At 59.8% G+C, this 14,515-nt stretch carries 15 protein-coding genes; 3 read left to right on the top strand and 12 right to left on the bottom strand.

Features of this window, described 5'->3' with window-relative positions; genetic code table 11:
* Positions 1 to 153 precede the first annotated feature (153 nt).
* Together C1720_RS02450 and C1720_RS02445 are read left to right on the top strand one after the other, a co-directional pair.
* Positions 154 to 2,541: an arginine/lysine/ornithine decarboxylase gene (locus C1720_RS02450; protein ID WP_102284455.1), complete on the top strand. Its 2,388-nt coding sequence runs from the start codon at positions 154 to 156 to the stop codon at positions 2,539 to 2,541.
* Positions 2,542 to 2,711: 170 nt separating this feature from the next.
* Positions 2,712 to 2,942, top strand: a complete 231-nt coding sequence (locus tag C1720_RS02445; protein WP_050715715.1) for an HP1242/YdcH family protein — start codon at positions 2,712 to 2,714, stop codon at positions 2,940 to 2,942.
* A 375-nt stretch (positions 2,943 to 3,317) separates the two neighbouring features.
* Here C1720_RS02445 and mrdA read toward each other — a convergent pair whose 3' ends face one another.
* The 9 genes from mrdA to C1720_RS02395 form a co-directional block, all read right to left on the bottom strand.
* Entirely contained in the window at positions 3,318 to 5,486 is a 2,169-nt protein-coding gene (gene mrdA, locus C1720_RS02440) for a penicillin-binding protein 2 (RefSeq protein WP_102283113.1), read from the bottom strand.
* 482 nt (positions 5,487 to 5,968) lie between these two features.
* Positions 5,969 to 6,130: a hypothetical protein gene (locus tag C1720_RS02430; protein WP_158241608.1), complete on the bottom strand. Its 162-nt coding sequence runs from the start codon at positions 6,128 to 6,130 to the stop codon at positions 5,969 to 5,971.
* Positions 6,131 to 6,312: 182 nt separating this feature from the next.
* A complete protein-coding gene (locus C1720_RS02425; RefSeq protein ID WP_102283110.1) occupies positions 6,313 to 7,065 on the bottom strand; it encodes an enoyl-CoA hydratase/isomerase family protein in 753 nt (250 codons plus the stop codon).
* A complete protein-coding gene (gene earP, locus C1720_RS02420) occupies positions 7,062 to 8,186 on the bottom strand; it encodes an elongation factor P maturation arginine rhamnosyltransferase EarP (protein WP_233199757.1) in 1,125 nt (374 codons plus the stop codon). Before earP ends, C1720_RS02425 begins: the two co-directional genes overlap by 4 nt.
* Before the next feature lie 80 nt (positions 8,187 to 8,266).
* The gene (locus C1720_RS12760) at positions 8,267 to 8,545 is read right to left on the bottom strand and encodes a hypothetical protein (protein WP_146006836.1); all 279 of its coding nucleotides are present in this window, start codon (positions 8,543 to 8,545) and stop codon (positions 8,267 to 8,269) included.
* A gap of 184 nt (positions 8,546 to 8,729) precedes the next feature.
* Positions 8,730 to 9,275: a hypothetical protein gene (locus C1720_RS12755; RefSeq protein ID WP_146006835.1), complete on the bottom strand. Its 546-nt coding sequence runs from the start codon at positions 9,273 to 9,275 to the stop codon at positions 8,730 to 8,732.
* Between the two features lie 104 nt (positions 9,276 to 9,379).
* A complete protein-coding gene (locus C1720_RS02405; protein ID WP_146006834.1) occupies positions 9,380 to 9,940 on the bottom strand; it encodes an imm11 family protein in 561 nt (186 codons plus the stop codon).
* Positions 9,941 to 10,042: 102 nt separating this feature from the next.
* Positions 10,043 to 10,588 carry a hypothetical protein gene (locus C1720_RS12750; RefSeq protein WP_146006833.1) on the bottom strand — a complete coding sequence of 182 codons (546 nt, stop codon included), beginning with the start codon at positions 10,586 to 10,588 and terminating at the stop codon, positions 10,043 to 10,045.
* A 1-nt stretch (position 10,589) separates the two neighbouring features.
* Positions 10,590 to 11,747, bottom strand: coding sequence for an AHH domain-containing protein (locus tag C1720_RS02395; protein WP_146006832.1), 1,158 nt, complete (start codon positions 11,745 to 11,747; stop codon positions 10,590 to 10,592).
* On the opposite strand from C1720_RS02395, the gene C1720_RS12745 reads away from it, so the two are divergent.
* Complete coding sequence (locus tag C1720_RS12745) at positions 11,728 to 12,057, top strand: hypothetical protein (RefSeq protein WP_146006831.1); 330 nt, start codon at positions 11,728 to 11,730, stop codon at positions 12,055 to 12,057. The two genes, C1720_RS02395 and C1720_RS12745, sit on opposite strands and share 20 nt — an antisense overlap.
* Before the next feature lie 118 nt (positions 12,058 to 12,175).
* Here C1720_RS12745 and C1720_RS12740 read toward each other — a convergent pair whose 3' ends face one another.
* From C1720_RS12740 to C1720_RS02380, 3 genes are all read right to left on the bottom strand, one after another.
* The gene (locus C1720_RS12740; RefSeq protein WP_146006830.1) at positions 12,176 to 12,652 is read right to left on the bottom strand and encodes a hypothetical protein; all 477 of its coding nucleotides are present in this window, start codon (positions 12,650 to 12,652) and stop codon (positions 12,176 to 12,178) included.
* 203 nt (positions 12,653 to 12,855) lie between these two features.
* Positions 12,856 to 13,332, bottom strand: a complete 477-nt coding sequence (locus C1720_RS02385) for a hypothetical protein (RefSeq protein WP_146006829.1) — start codon at positions 13,330 to 13,332, stop codon at positions 12,856 to 12,858.
* A 6-nt stretch (positions 13,333 to 13,338) separates the two neighbouring features.
* Positions 13,339 to 14,322, bottom strand: coding sequence for an N-acetylmuramoyl-L-alanine amidase (locus C1720_RS02380; protein ID WP_102283102.1), 984 nt, complete (start codon positions 14,320 to 14,322; stop codon positions 13,339 to 13,341).
* Positions 14,323 to 14,515: the final 193 nt, after the last annotated feature.

Here is a 14,515-nt window from a genome sequence, read left to right as displayed (position 1 = left end):
AATTCACTTGGGAGCTGCTTTTTCGCGCTAGCGCCCAGACTCTGCGCAGGTTCTGAACAGGTTCTTACACTTGCCGCCTTGCCGTGGCGCTTGCGTGAAAGACGCAGGCGTTTTTGCTTTGCCCGATTGCAACGCCAAGAGGAGGCCGCGCCCATGAAATTCCATTTCCCCATCGTCATCATCGACGAGGACTACCGCAACGACAACACTTCGGGCCTGGGCATCCGGGCGCTGGCCAAAGCCATCGAGGAAGAGGGCTTTGAGGTGGTGGGCGCCACCAGCTATGGCGATCTGGCGCAGTTTGCCCAGCAGCAAAGCCGCGCCAGCGCCTTCATTCTTTCGATTGACGATGAGGAGTTCAGCCCCGGCCCGGACAACCCCGGCCCCGATCTGGCCCCGGCCATTTTGAATTTGCGCCATTTCATCCAGCAGGTGCGGCGCAAGAACCCGGATGTGCCCATCTACCTGCATGGCGAGACCAAGACCAGCCAGCACCTGCCCAACGACATCCTGCGCGAGCTGCACGGCTTCATCCACATGTTTGAAGACACGCCGGAGTTTGTGGCGCGGCACATCATCCGCGAGGCCCGTGCGTATCTGGAAGGCATACAGCCGCCTTTTTTCAAGGCGCTGCTGGACTACGCGGAAGACGGCTCCTACTCCTGGCACTGCCCCGGCCATTCGGGCGGCGTGGCGTTTCTCAAAAGCCCCATCGGGCAGATGTATCACCAGTTTTACGGCGAGAACATGCTGCGCGCCGATGTGTGCAACGCCGTGGAAGAGCTGGGCCAGCTGCTGGATCACGACGGCGCCATCGGCGAGAGCGAGCGCAACGCGGCGCGCATCTTCAATGCCGACCACTGCTTTTTCACCACCAACGGCACTTCCACCAGCAACAAAATCGTGTGGCATCACGCCGTGGCGCCGGGCGATGTGGTGGTGGTGGACCGCAACTGCCACAAAAGCATCCTGCACGCCATCATCATGACGGGGGCGGTGCCGGTGTTTCTCAGGCCCACGCGCAACCATTACGGAATCATCGGCCCCATTGCGCGCGAGGCGTTCGAGCCGCAGGCCATCCAGGCCAAGATTCGCGCCAATCCGCTGCTGCGGCATGTGGACGCCGAAGCGGTGCGCCCGCGCATTCTTTCGCTCACGCAGTCCACCTACGACGGCATCCTCTACAACACCGAAACCATCAAGCAGCTGCTGGACGGCTACATCGACAACCTGCATTTCGACGAAGCCTGGCTGCCGCACGCAGCCTTTCACCCCTTCTACGGCGCGTATCACGCCATGGGCAAGAAAAGGCCGCGCCCGAAAAAATCGCTGGTGTACGCCACCCAGTCCATTCACAAGCTGCTGGCGGGCATCAGCCAGGCCAGCCAGGTGCTGGTGCAAGACTCGCAAACCGTGCCGCTGGACCGCTTCCTTTTCAACGAGGCGTATCTGATGCACACCTCCACCAGCCCGCAGTACAGCATCATCGCCAGCTGCGACGTGGCCGCCGCCATGATGGAGCCGCCCGGCGGCCGCGCGATGGTCGAAGAAAGCCTGCTGGAGGCAATGGACTTTCGCCGCGCCATGCGCAAGGTGGCCGCCGACTTTGGCGAGGGCGACTGGTGGTTCACCGTGTGGGGGCCGCAGCAGCTTGCCGCTGAAGGCGTGGGCCGCGCCGATGACTGGATCATTCAGGACGGCGCTGCCCAAAAGGGCAGGGAAAAGGGCGGCAAAAAAAGCGGGCAGGAAAGCTGGCACGGCTTCGGCCAGCTGGCGCCGGGCTTCAACATGCTCGACCCCATCAAAACCACCATCATCACCCCCGGCCTGGGGCTGGATGGCAAGTTTGGCGACACCGGCATACCCGCCAGCATCGTCAGCAAATACCTGGCCGAGCACGGCGTGGTGGTGGAAAAAACGGGCCTCTACAGCTTCTTTGTCATGTTCACCATCGGCATCACCAAAGGCCGCTGGAACACGCTGCTGGCCGCCTTGCAGCAGTTCAAAGTGGACTACGACCGCAACCACGCCCTCTGGCGCGTGATGCCCGAGTTTTGCGCGCAACACCGCCGCTACGAGCGCATGGGCCTGCGCGACTTGTGCCAGCACGTGCACCAGCTCTACGCCAAATACGACATCGCGCGCCTGACCACCGAGATGTATTTGAGCGAACTCACCCCCGCCATGACGCCCGCCGACGCCTACGCCTGCATTGCCCGCCGGCGCACTGAACGCGTGGAAATCGACCATCTGCAAGGGCGCGTCACCGTCGGCCTGGTCACGCCCTATCCGCCCGGCATTCCGCTGCTCATTCCCGGTGAAGTCTTCAACCAGAAAATCGTCGATTACCTCAAGTTCGCCCGCACCTTCGCCCTGGAATGCCCCGGCTTTGAAACCGACATTCACGGCCTGGTGGAAGTGGAGGACGAACAGGGCCGCAAACGCTACTTCGCCGACTGCGTGCTGGAAGAAAAACCGGCAAAACGCGCCAAAAACGCCAAAAAAGCCGTCAAAAAACGCCAGCGGCCCGCGAAAGGATGAAAACTGACGGCCGATGGCGCCTCGCCGCCGCAGCTTTTCATGTTCCGCCCGGGCGGCGGTGCGGGCCGCTTCAACATTGAAGGGCGCAACGCGCAATCCGCCAGCTGGATTCCGGAGCCAGCGGCCCATCTAGAATCAAGGTCATTCCACCACCCAAGAAAGGAGATTCCATGTTTCCAGAATTTCGCGACCTGATCAGCAAGCTGAAAAACGCCGATCCCCATTTCAGCCGCCTGTTCGAGCAGCACAACGAACTTGATCACCAGATCAAGCGCATGGAAAGCGGCGTAGAAAGCGCAGCGCACGAAACCATTGAAACACTGAAGAAACAAAAACTGCGCCTCAAAGATGAGATGTACGTCATCCTCAAAAAGGCGGAAGCCGCCGCCAAGAGCGCATAAAAAACGCCTGATTTGAAAACAGCGAACCCGCCAGGGCAGAGGCCGTCTGGCGGGTTTTTTGTTGCCCTGGCGATAGTCCGCCGCCAGCCTTGAGCTTTGCCGCTTGGATCAAAGAGACAACGGATTGGAAGTCTTTTTTTGCTCCTCTGTTCATAGCAATACGTCCTAGTGGAACGTGCGCAAAACGGTACTTATAGCCCCTTGAATTCGCTCTTGTTTTTGAATCAATCCAAAGCCGGGCAAGCCGTAAACAGGCTTGACGGGTTGCTTGCGGGCCGCTTGCGCTCCGGAGAGGCTTGGCGGGGCCCGAGGCCGCCTGCGTCAGCCACCTGAGTCCGCGCTTTTCGTACCTATGGACGAACTCTGAACAGGCTCTCAGGGCACGTCATCCTCTGCGCTACGGGCAGCAGGCGGCGCGGGTTGCTTTGGCGCTTGCACGGCTGCGGGCTTGGGATGCGGCAGCGTGTCTGGCGCGGCGGATGCTTCGGGCGTCTGGGGTGTTGGGGGTGTGTCTGTCTGGATTGCCGCATTCGCGGCATTGGGCGCATCAGCCGCGTCAGCCGGGCCAGGCGCTGGCTGCGGCCTGGCTGCTTCGGGCGGGCGGATGGCCATTTCCTCCACAGTGCGCGGCGCGCCGATGGGGGCGCTGGCGCGGCTGCGCTGCACGGCCTTGATGTCTTGCTCGCTGGGGTAGATGCCCGCCAGCCAGTAGTCGAGCACGCGGCGCACGATGGGCGCTGCCGCCGTGGCGCCAAAGCCTGCGTTTTCGACAATGGCGGCCACCACGATGCGCGGCTGCTCTGCCGGGGCAAAGGCGATGTAGAGCGAGTGATCGCGCTGGTATTCGGCCAGCCGGGCGGCGTTGTAGCGGCTTTTCTGGCCGATGGTGATGGCTTGCGCGGTGCCGGTTTTGCCGCCCGAGAGATACGGCGCGTCCTTGAAGGCGCTGCGGCCCGTGCCGCGCAGGGTGACGCCCACCATGCCCTGGCGCACCACGTTCATGTGGGCGCTTTTGTAGCCCATGTTCTGTGCGGCGGGGCGCGGGGCGGGCACAGGCTCGCTGGCGGGGCTGGCCTGCGTGGCCTTGACCAGATGCGGCGGATGCTTGACGCCGTCAGCCGCCAGCGTGGCCACGGCCTGCGCCATTTGCAGCATGGTGTAGTTGTTGAAGCCCTGGCCGATGCCGACATTGACCGTGTCGCCCGGCACCCAGACTTGCATGCGCCGGTCCTTGTAGCGGCGCATGGCTTCACGCTTCCACTCGGGGCTGGGCAGCACGCCCTTGGCTTCGCCCGGCAGGTCAATGCCCGTTTCGCGCCCGAAGCCCAGCGGCCCCATGAAGCGGTTGATGGCGCTGATGCCCATGTCGTAGGCCAGCTGGTAGTAGTAGGCGTTGCTGGAGCGGGTGATGCTTTGCTCCAGGTTCACCGTGCCGGTGGCGTGGCCCCGGAACACGTGCCCGGCCAGCACCCAGCTGCCGGTGTCGTTCACGGTGGTTTGCGGCGTGATGCGGCCGCTTTCCAGCCCCGCCAGCGCCATGAAGGGCTTGAAGGTGGAGCCGGGCGGATAAGTGCCGCGCAAGGCGCGGTTGAACAGGGGGCGGGCGAGCGATTCGTTCAGCTCCGTCCAGGTGGCCTGGTCGATGCCTTCCACGAACAGGTTGGGGTCGAACGTGGGCTTGCTCACGAAGGCGAGCACTTCGCCGGTTTGCGGATCCATCGCAACCAGCGCGCCGCGCCGCTCGCCGTACAGCTCTTCCACGAGCTTTTGCAGGGTGATGTCAATCGTCAGGCGCAGCGTCTGGCCGCTGGCGGCGGAGCGGCGCTCCAGCAGGCGCACGGCGCGTCCGCCCGAGGCGGTTTCCATTTGCTCCACGCCGGTGCGGCCATGCAGCACGTCTTCATAGCTGGCCTCGATGCCGGATTTGCCGATGTAGTCCGTGCCCCGGTAGTTGGCCGCGTATTCCGGCCCCTGGTCTTCGATGCGCTCCTTGTCGCGGTCATTGACGCGGCCCACGTAGCCGATGGCGTGCGCGGCCACTTCGCCCATTGGATAGGTGCGAAACAGACGCGCCTTGATTTCCACGCCCGGAAAACGGTAGCGGTTGGCGGCAAAGCGGGCCACTTCCTCATCCGTCAGGCGCATGCGGATGGGCAGCGATTCAAAGCTGCGCGTGTTCTGCCGCAGGCGCTCGAAGCGGCGGCGCTCGCGCTCGCTGATAGGCACCACTTCAGAAAGGGCGTCAATCACCTCGTCCAGATCGCCCGGCACCTGCGCGGGCGTGATTTCCAGCGCGTGCGCCTTGTAGCTGGTGGCCAGCACCACGCCGTTGCGGTCAAGAATGTCGCCCCGGTTGGGCACGATGGGCACCACCGCCGTGCGGTTGCTTTCGGCGCGCTCGGCCATTTCTTCGTGCCGCTGCACTTGCAGCACCCACAGCCTTGTGCCCAGCGCCGCAAAGCCCAGCGTGGCTGCCAGCGCCACCACGGCCAGCCGCATGCGGTAGCTGGCCAGCGCGGCTTCTGTGCGGGGCAGATGGTTCATCTCGGGCGCAAGGGGCGAGGAAAAGGCGGGGCGGGCGGCGGGCGGAAAGGCCCTGGATTGTCCGGCATGCGGCCGCCCGCTCCTTTGAGCCGCTGGGCGCAGCTTGGAGCCAGATCGCGAAAATCAGCCCTGCTTCCAGCGCTTTTCCCGAGCTTCTTTCAGAGCCTGTCTCCAAAATCATCCCAGAAGCCTGACCATGCGCCGAATGCAGGCAACCTTCACGAATGCTTCGGCTAAAGCGCCAGTGACCTCGTAGTCTTTGCTCAGTCTTCTCGATTGACTCAACCAGGCAAAAGCCCTCTTCACAATCCAGCAAAGCGCATAAATAGCCTGATCAGCAAAGCCTTGACTTCCACCCGGTCCTGAATACCTGCTGAGTGCACCATCACAGCCAGCAGCACATCCCACACGCCGCGCTGGCGCCAGCGGGCAAAGGTGTTGTAGACCTGTTTGCAGGGCGGGCAGTCCTTGGGCAGTGCGCGCTACCGACGGTCAGTGGTTTGGCCGTCTGTGGCTTGCACATAAAAGATGGCGTTGATCAAGTCCCGGGCGATTCGTACACGGGGACGTCCTCTCTTGTTCATTTCGGCAAAGTGTTTGGCCAGCACTTGCCACTGCGCATCGCTCATATCGCTTGGGTACATGGGAGGAGCCATTCATTTGGAGTTCGAGGATAGGCTCTGAGAGCAGTTTGAAAGTCGCCTTATTTAGCTCCTTAATCAATAGCATGATGTCCTAGTGAAACGTGCGCTAAACGGTATTTTTACCCACCCCGATTCGCTCCTGTTTTTAGCGCCACGGGCGGCGCAGCGCGCCCCTGACTCCTTTACCGCCCCTTGAACACCGGCTCGCGCTTTTGCTGCAAAGCCTGGATGCCTTCTTGCAAGTCTTCAGACAGGATGGTGCGCTGCACGCGGGCGGCAATCAGGGCGGCGTCCGGGCGGCCGCAGGCAATCTGGTTCAGGCTTTCCTTCATGCCCAGCAGGGCCAGCGGGGCCATGCGGGCCAGGGTGGCGGCCAGCTCATCCACGGCGCCGGTGATGTCGGGGCCGTTGCTGAAGTGGGTGAGAAAGCCGCAGTCCAGCATGGCGGCGGCGTCCAGCGGCTCGGCGGCCAGCAGCAGGCGGCGGGCCATGTTCAGGCCCAGGCGGCTCACAAAGCGCTCCAGCCCGCTTTGGTACAGGTGCAGGCCCAGCTGCACCGGGGGCACGCGCACGCGCGATTGCGGGCCGCCCACGCGAAAGTCGCAGGCCAGGGCCAGATCGGCGCCGCCGCCAAAAGCGCCGCCTTGCACGGCGGCGATGGTGACGGGGCGGCAGGCGGCCAGCGCGTCCACCATGTCGCCAAAGCCGTTGCCCGAGCGCGGGTTGGCGGCCAGCTCGGCCAGGTCGTGCCCGCTGCAAAAGTGCTTGCCCGCGCTTTGGAGGATGAGCACGCGCACGCCGTCGGCGGCGTTGATTTCGCGCAAGTGGGCGCGCAGCGCGGTGATGTCTTCGGGCGCGAGTTTGTTGGCCGCTTCAGGGCGCTGGAGGGTGATGCGGGCGATGGCGCCGCTGATGTCAAGGCTGGGCGTGGTCATGTGCTTGTTTCGCTTTGCTTTTGATGGATGAAATGAATGAGCTGGCTGGCCAGATCGGCCTGCCGCATGAGGCGCTGGCGGGCGGCCTGCACGCAAGCTTGCCACTCGCGCAAGGCGGCTTGCCCGGGGGCCAGAAGGGCGGGCGCGCCGGGCGCATCGTTCCACGCGGCGTGCAAGGCGGCCAGTGAAGCGGGCGCTTGCAGCCAGCGCAAAAAGGCGGCCAGCTTGGCGTGGTGCGCGCCGTCGTGCTGCGGGTAGATGTGCCACACGAAGGGGCGGCCCGCCCACAGCGCGCGCGTGAGCGAATCTTCGCCGCGCACGCCATTGAAATCGCACGCCCACAGCAGCTCGTCATACGCAGGCTGGGGCAGGTGCGGCAAAAAAGTGATGCGCGGCGTGATGTGCGCAGAGGCTGAGCGCAACAGCGGCAGCGCCGCCTGCACGGCCTGCGTGGCGCGGCCCGGCGTTACCAGCCAGTGCCAGCCGCTTGCGGCGCACTGCTCCAGCAGCGCGGGCAGGGCGGGCGGCTCGTAGCAAAACAGCGAGACCAGCGGCTCGCCCTGCCAGCGCACACCGTGGGCGGCCAGCCAGGCGGCGCGGTCAAAGCGCGCCTGCCGCGCGGGCCAATCGCCTTCGCGCAGCAGCCCGCCCGCAGCTGGCGTGAAGCCGGGGTAGAAAAACCACTTGCGGCGGCCCGCCAGCGGCCCGGCCAGCACGGGCGAAGGCAGCGCGTGCATGCGCTCCACCCAGTCTTCAGCGCTGAGGTATTCCAGATTGATCCACACCGGCGGCGGCATGGCCTGTTCAGCGGCGAAGCGGGCCACGAAGGCGGCGGGCAGCTCGCAGCCGAAAGCCTCCACCCACACATCGGCCAGCGGCAGCTGCGCCAGCGCCTGGGCGCTGCGCGGCCAGGGCAGCACGCGGATGCGCTTGAAAGCCCCGCTCCACGCGCCCGGGGCCAGCCAGGGCAGCGCACGCAAGTCATCCAGCCACAGGCGCACCGTATGGCCGCGCGCGGCCAGCTCGCGCGCCAGCCGCCAGCACACGCCCACGTCGCCGTGGTTGTCAATCACCTGGCAAAAAATGTCCCAGAGCAGAGGCTGGCGAGCGGTCGTGTTCACGCGGGCGATTGTCCCCCGCGCCAGCGCAGAAGCCGCCTTCTGGCAGCTCTCTTTCGCTCCTTTTAGCATAGCGACAGGTCCTAGTGGAATCTGCGCGGAATGTATTTCCAAGGCACCTGAATTCGCTCCTCTTTTCGATGTGCCCCGATACCCGTTGGCCAGACCGGCAACTGACGCGGCAGGCGGATGCCGCCGCAGCCATCACCGGCCAGCGCGCATCGCCAGCGCCAAACCCAAAAAAATGCCTTCGTGAAAATCACGAAGGCAAATACCCAAACAGGCTGAAAAAACGCCTGACTGGGCCGCCCTGCGCCTTCATGGCAAAGGCTGAAAGCGAAAGCCCGTGAGCTTGCATTCATTCACGCGGGCAATGAATTCGTCGCTGACGTAGGTCTTGTTGACGCGGGTTTGAGGTATTTTAAATATTGGTGGAAGCCGTATGCCNATCGCCAGCGCCAAACCCAAAAAAATGCCTTCGTGAAAATCACGAAGGCAAATACCCAAACAGGCTGAAAAAACGCCTGACTGGGCCGCCCTGCGCCTTCATGGCAAAGGCTGAAAGCGAAAGCCCGTGAGCTTGCATTCATTCACGCGGGCAATGAATTCGTCGCTGACGTAGGTCTTGTTGACGCGGGTTTGAGGTATTTTAAATATTGGTGGAAGCCGTATGCCAGTTTTCCGCAACGCATAATGATCAATCGCCATGATCTTGCCGCTACTGAAATAGGTAATTTGCGATTGATCTTCATCGAGAAGGTCAAGAATAATGGTAGGATTGAATCCATAATATTGGACCGGCTCGTCCATTTTGATTGGAGCAAGCTCCCCATGCTCCGACAGCATGCTTCCCAGCGCCTGGATAGCCCGCATGGAAAAAGTCGGAATTGGAGCCAATCCGATATGGGTGAAATCTGGCATGATATCGGAACGATTTTCAGGCCCGGCAACATTGCGCACACCCTCTGGAACAGGATAAGCAACGCCTTTTGAAACGCCATCAAACCATCCTTTTCCCCACTTTAAATCGTCTTCCGTACTTTTGAAAAGAAAGGAAGCGTAGCCGTCGAAATTGCATTTCAGGATATGCATGTCATTCTTTCGGGGGAACTGGTTTTAACCCAGGATAATTTGCATACCCTCAAAGCTGCCCATGCATTTCAAATTTTGTCCCGAGCGCACCGTCTGGTTTTATTTCATGGCAAAGGCTGAAAGCGAAAGCCCGTGAGCTTGCATTCATTCACGCGGGCAATGAATTCGTCGCTGACGTATGTCGTGTTGCGCACCAATTGAGGAATTCTGAAAATAGGCGGCAATTCTTTTGCATCCGCTCGCAAGACGTAATGATCTATATCCATGATCCCCCCGTCTGGAAAATAGACAATGGTAGAGTTTTTTTCATCTACTACGTCCACGATACGGATTGGGTTGAATCCATAGTACTGCATGGCTTCATCCATTTTGATGGGCGCCAACTCGCCATTGCAACTGAGCATGTCGCCCAAAGCCCGCACGGCGCGCTCTGAAAAGGTGGGAATGGGCGTCAGCCCGATATGGGTGAAATCGGGCAAGACGTTGGATCGCTCTTCTTTTCCAACCCGGTTGCGAATGCCTTGCGGAACGGGATATTTACCATTGCGGGGCGTGCCGTCAAACAGATTAAAATGATCACGCAGGCTGCGCCATTTGTATTCCTCTTCAGCGTTTTTAAAAAGAAAGGAAGCGTAGCCGTCGAAATTGCATTTCAGGATGTGCATGTCATTCTTTCGGGGGAACTGGTTTTGACCCAGGATAATTTGCATACCCTCAAAACTGCCCATGCATTTCAAATCCTATCCCGGGCGCGCCGTCCGATTTATTTATGGCAAAGGCTGAAAGCGAAAGCCCGTGAGCTTGCATTCATTCACGCGGGCAATGAATTCGTCGCTGACGTAGGTCTTGTTGACGCGGGTTTGAGGTATTTTAAATATTGGTGGAAGCCGTATGCCAGTTTTCCGCAACACATAATGATCAATCGCCATGATCCTGCCGCTACTGAAATAGGTAATTTGCGATTGATCTTCATCGAGAAGGTCAAGAATAATGATAGGATTGAATCCATAATATTGGACCGGCTCGTCCATTTTGATTGGAGCAAGCTCCCCATGCTCCGACAGCATGCTTCCCAGCGCCTGGATGGCACGCATGGAAAAAGTCGGAATTGGAGCCAATCCGATATGGGTGAAATCTGGCATGATATCGGAACGATTTTCAGGCCCGGCAACATTGCGCACACCCTCTGGAACAGGATAAGCAACGCCTTTTGAAACGCCATCAAACCATCCTTTCCCCCACTTTAAATCGTCTTCCGTACTTTTGAAAAGAAAGGAAGCGTAGCCGTCGAAATTGCATTTCAGGATATGCATGTCATTCTTTCGGGGGAACTGGTTTTGATCCAGGATAAGTCGCGTCTAATAATTGATCTCTAATTCTATCGAGCGCCTCAATTGCCTCATCTCTTGTACCCACATTTCTAAAATCATCCCTAAGTGCATCATAATAATCATCACTATGCAGACTCGGATGGTAAGCCCCTGGCGCCGTGCTGCCGGGCCGGCTGGGCAGGAAAACACCGTTTGCTGCTGAATTCAGGTCTATGGGCGGGTTGAAGCTGCCCAGCAGGTCGCAGATGCGCTGGGCGCGGCGGTCGCCATAGGGCACGATGTGGTGCGCGGCGGTGTCTGGCGGCCTTGGCACGCCTGCGGCTTCAAGGTTGCCGCCCAGTCCCAGTATCTCGGAAGGCGTTTTGTCCCGCATCTGATCGTCCCTGTCTGGCGGCGGCGCAGAGGGGTTGATCAGCGGCGCGGGGGCTGCCAGAATGTGGATTTGCGGCAGCAGCGAGGGCAAGGGCGGCAGTGAGTCCTCGCCATAACCTGGCGTGCCGCGCAGCCTCTCAAGGCGCGGGTCATAGCCGGGCGGGCCATAGGTGTCAGGCGGCGGCGCGAGCGGGAAGCCGCCGCCCACGGCGCCAGGGCCGATCCAGAGCGGGGGCGCAAGCTGGACCAGGGGTGTATTGACGGGGCCGGGCGCGGGCAAATCAGGATGCCAGCGGCCATCGGGGTCGAAATCGAACACGCGGCCGGTTGGCCCGGGACTGCCGCCTTGCGAGCCGGGAGCGTTGCCAGGGCCGCCGCTGGGCAGGCCCGCCGGTGAGCCGCTGCCTGCCGAGCCGCCGCCTGTTGAACCGCCGCCTGGCGCGCCGCCCTCTGGCGAGCCGCTGCCCGGCGTGGGGCCAATGGAGCCTGAGGCGTTGTTTGATGGCTTGCCGTTACCGGGCAGCAGTCTGGGTGAAGTCAGGGTTTCGCAGCCGCTGCCGTCATGCCTGCGCACGCGGCGCGATGAAGCGCCGTCTCTGCGCCAGTCATCGTCGCCGTCATCGCAGCTTGGCGAATCGTGCCAGTCATAAGGCGCATCGTGATCGCTTTTTGCGGCTGCCTGCTCCTGCTGCCCCTGCTGGCCGGGCAGGCGTTCCGGCTTCCGGGCGCGGGCGGGCATCTGGCTGGCAATGGAAAGCGGCAGCGGCAACTGGGTCAGATCCGTCTGCGCGCCTTGGCCTGCGGCGGGAGAAGGCGGGACGGAAGGCTCGGGCGCCTCGAAAATTGACCATCGTGCCAATACGGATGGAACGCCGCAGGCATTGATTCTTCAGCACGCGTATGCCAAGCCATCCTTGATGGCCATTCCTGAAAACCGTCGCGCTGAAAACATGGCGGAGAACCCAGGCCAATTCACGCGGCCGCGCCTGCTGGTTGATTTTCCCTTTGGCAGAAACCGGCAAATTCACGGAATTCCGGGCCTGGCAAATGACAATCAGGCGCGCCCTTCACTGCCATGATGAACGGTGATGCCAATATAAGAAACGGACAACAAAAATGGCCCCGCGCATGGCTGGCCCAGAATTTTCATCACCCGCAAAAATGCAGCCTGCCTGGCATGCGCCGGGACGGTTTTCATTACCAGAATGGCGAAAAACCGCAATCCGCTTTCGAGCAAAAGAAGAAATATTCCTGGTAGTCTCCTCCATCAATTCTGATGAGACCTGCACGGCTGGGCCTAATGCCCCATTCTGCTTTGCGTCCGCCTTGCAGCGTCATAGAGCCATAAGCGCTGCATGGAACCATGGTTAGCGTATGCATCCAGTCTTGGCCGCTGATTTGCCGCGCTTTTGAAAAATAGCGCCGCACCGTGGCAGCGTCCGGATGAAATGTATTGCAGTCCGGCTCTCCTGCTTCCTTTTCGCTTTCACTGTAACCTTCCACCTGAATCGTTTCGATCGGCGGCAGTGACGAAGGGCATAGCGTGATCCTATCGTCAGCAAAGTCCTCTTCCAAGACTTTTACACAGGAATCATGGATAATCATTTGCTGGGCCAAAGATATGTTGCCAGACGTCAGAATGAAAGGCAGGAAGGTTAGCCATTTGAAATTCATGACGTTTTATCTCCATCGGGCTGTCAGCGCTTCCGAACCTGTTTTACGGGAAACTGCTGGATGAGCAAAAACTTCCAATTCTGGCATTGAATATTCATTGCGCGGATTTCTGGTGGGGCATTGGGGCTTATGCGTGTCATCGTCTCCAAAACAAATTGCCTTCATGCGCTGCGCTTGAAGGCAATTGTTGAAATAGACGCTTGTTACCAGAATGGCGGGAAACCGCAATCCGCTTTCGAGCAAAAGAAGAAGTATTCCTGGTATGCCCCTTCATCAATCCTGATCAGAGCTGCGCGGCTGGGGCTAACGCTCCATTCTGCTTTGCGTCCATCTTGCAGCGCCATTCTTCCATAAGCTTCACATGAAACCATAATTATCTTATGCATCCAATCCTGACGGCTAATTTGCCGCGCTTTTGAAAAATAGCGCCGCACCGTGGCAGCGTCCGGATGAAATGTATTGCAGTCCGGCTCTCCTGCTTCCTTTTTGCTTTCACTGTAACCTTCCACCTGAATCATTTCGATCGGCGGCAATGGCGATGGGCATAGCGTGATCGTGTCGTCTGCAAAGTCCTCTTCCAATATATCCACGCAGGCATCATGAACAGGCATCTCTTGGGCCAAAGACATGACGCCAGGCGTCATAATGAAAGGCAGGCAGACTAGCCATTTGAAATTCATGACGGTTTATCTCCATTGAGCTGTCAGCGCTTCCGAACCTGTTTTGCGGGAAACTGTTGGGTGAGCAAAGACTTCTGATTCCGGTATTGAATATTCTCTGCGTAGCTGCTGCGTCAGCCATTGAAGGGACTCATTTTGCTGGGTTGTTACTTGTTCAAAAATATAATATTTTTTTCTGAGCTTGCTTTCCTTGATTTCCTCCCGCATCCGGCTGGCGACATCAGCCGACAGATTTTCATATTTTAGCGTTTTCCCGTCTGTGGTGGTAATCAGGAAGTTGAAACTGCCATCCAGATTGCTGGTTTCCTGATGACTTTTGGCCTTGTAAGACATGCCCACCAGTTCGATTCCAATGGAGTCGCTATTGGAGGGAAAGCGCTCCCCCGCCGGTTTCTTGCTTTCCCGCTGGTTTTCTTTTGTAGGATTGAATTTTTCATTCAGCTCCGTTTCTTCAGGCGAACAGCTTTTTTCCTGTGCGCAGCGGCTTCTAAGTGGCCCCACATGATTTGTTTTCCGCTTCAGCGAAGCCGTCTGATAAATGGTTCCATCCTTGTCAATCAGAAAATGAGCGCCATTGGCTCCTTTTAGCGCATAACTATTCAAGGTGGAAGAAACTGTGGGTGAATCTGTCTGGTGAATTACCAATCCATTCACCTCTGGCATTTCCTTGCGCTCAATCTTCGGGCTGATGGTTTCGCGCCCTGCCGCCGTTTTCAGCAGCACTCTTTCATGCTGGACGTGGCCTTTGTCGTCAATGTTGAGCTGTGAGGCGCCGGTTGCCGCGCCTTTGGCGTCTGCCGCTGCGGCTTGCTGCTGGCCAGCCAGGGGCGGGCGGGCATCGCGCGCCATCCGCGTGAGCGTTTGGCTGTTGCCGGGCGTGGAGGGGCTGGAGGCTGGCTGCGGGCTGGCTGCGCCGGTGGGTTGCGGCTGGGGCGCATCGGGCAGGGATCGAAAGCTGCTGCGGGAGGCAGTGCTGGATATTCCGTTCATGGCCTGCTCCTTGATGAAAACCCTGACATTCGGGCAGTCCGAAGGCTATACGTAATATTTATTCCTTGCAATATATATGTTTCGTTTATGGCCGATATGTTCGTAAAACTTGTCAATTGTCATTTTTCACAAACTAGCCGGACGCTTGTCCCTGCCGCCGCCGCCATTTCAGCTCCCTTCGTACACTTCGTCC

The sequence above is a fragment of the Ottowia massiliensis genome (genome assembly GCF_900240305.1).
GTDB classification, from domain to species: Bacteria; Pseudomonadota; Gammaproteobacteria; order Burkholderiales; family Burkholderiaceae_C; genus Ottowia; species Ottowia massiliensis.
Note: the sequence above shows the minus strand (reverse complement) of the source record. Positions and strands in the feature narration are given on the sequence as shown.

Coding starts and splice junctions, on each gene's coding strand:
- C1720_RS02450 (WP_102284455.1), top strand. CDS start 154: ATGAAATTCCATTTCCCCATCGTCATCATCGACGAGGACTACCGCAAC.
- C1720_RS02445 (WP_050715715.1), top strand. CDS start 2,712: ATGTTTCCAGAATTTCGCGACCTGATCAGCAAGCTGAAAAACGCCGAT.
- mrdA (WP_102283113.1), bottom strand. CDS start 5,486: ATGAACCATCTGCCCCGCACAGAAGCCGCGCTGGCCAGCTACCGCATG.
- C1720_RS02430 (WP_158241608.1), bottom strand. CDS start 6,130: ATGTACCCAAGCGATATGAGCGATGCGCAGTGGCAAGTGCTGGCCAAA.
- C1720_RS02425 (WP_102283110.1), bottom strand. CDS start 7,065: ATGACCACGCCCAGCCTTGACATCAGCGGCGCCATCGCCCGCATCACC.
- C1720_RS12760 (WP_146006836.1), bottom strand. CDS start 8,545: ATGAATGCAAGCTCACGGGCTTTCGCTTTCAGCCTTTGCCATGAAGGC.
- C1720_RS12755 (WP_146006835.1), bottom strand. CDS start 9,275: ATGCATATCCTGAAATGCAATTTCGACGGCTACGCTTCCTTTCTTTTC.
- C1720_RS02405 (WP_146006834.1), bottom strand. CDS start 9,940: ATGCACATCCTGAAATGCAATTTCGACGGCTACGCTTCCTTTCTTTTT.
- C1720_RS12750 (WP_146006833.1), bottom strand. CDS start 10,588: ATGCATATCCTGAAATGCAATTTCGACGGCTACGCTTCCTTTCTTTTC.
- C1720_RS12745 (WP_146006831.1), top strand. CDS start 11,728: ATGGAAAGCGGCAGCGGCAACTGGGTCAGATCCGTCTGCGCGCCTTGG.
- C1720_RS12740 (WP_146006830.1), bottom strand. CDS start 12,652: ATGAATTTCAAATGGCTAACCTTCCTGCCTTTCATTCTGACGTCTGGC.
- C1720_RS02385 (WP_146006829.1), bottom strand. CDS start 13,332: ATGAATTTCAAATGGCTAGTCTGCCTGCCTTTCATTATGACGCCTGGC.
- C1720_RS02380 (WP_102283102.1), bottom strand. CDS start 14,322: ATGAACGGAATATCCAGCACTGCCTCCCGCAGCAGCTTTCGATCCCTG.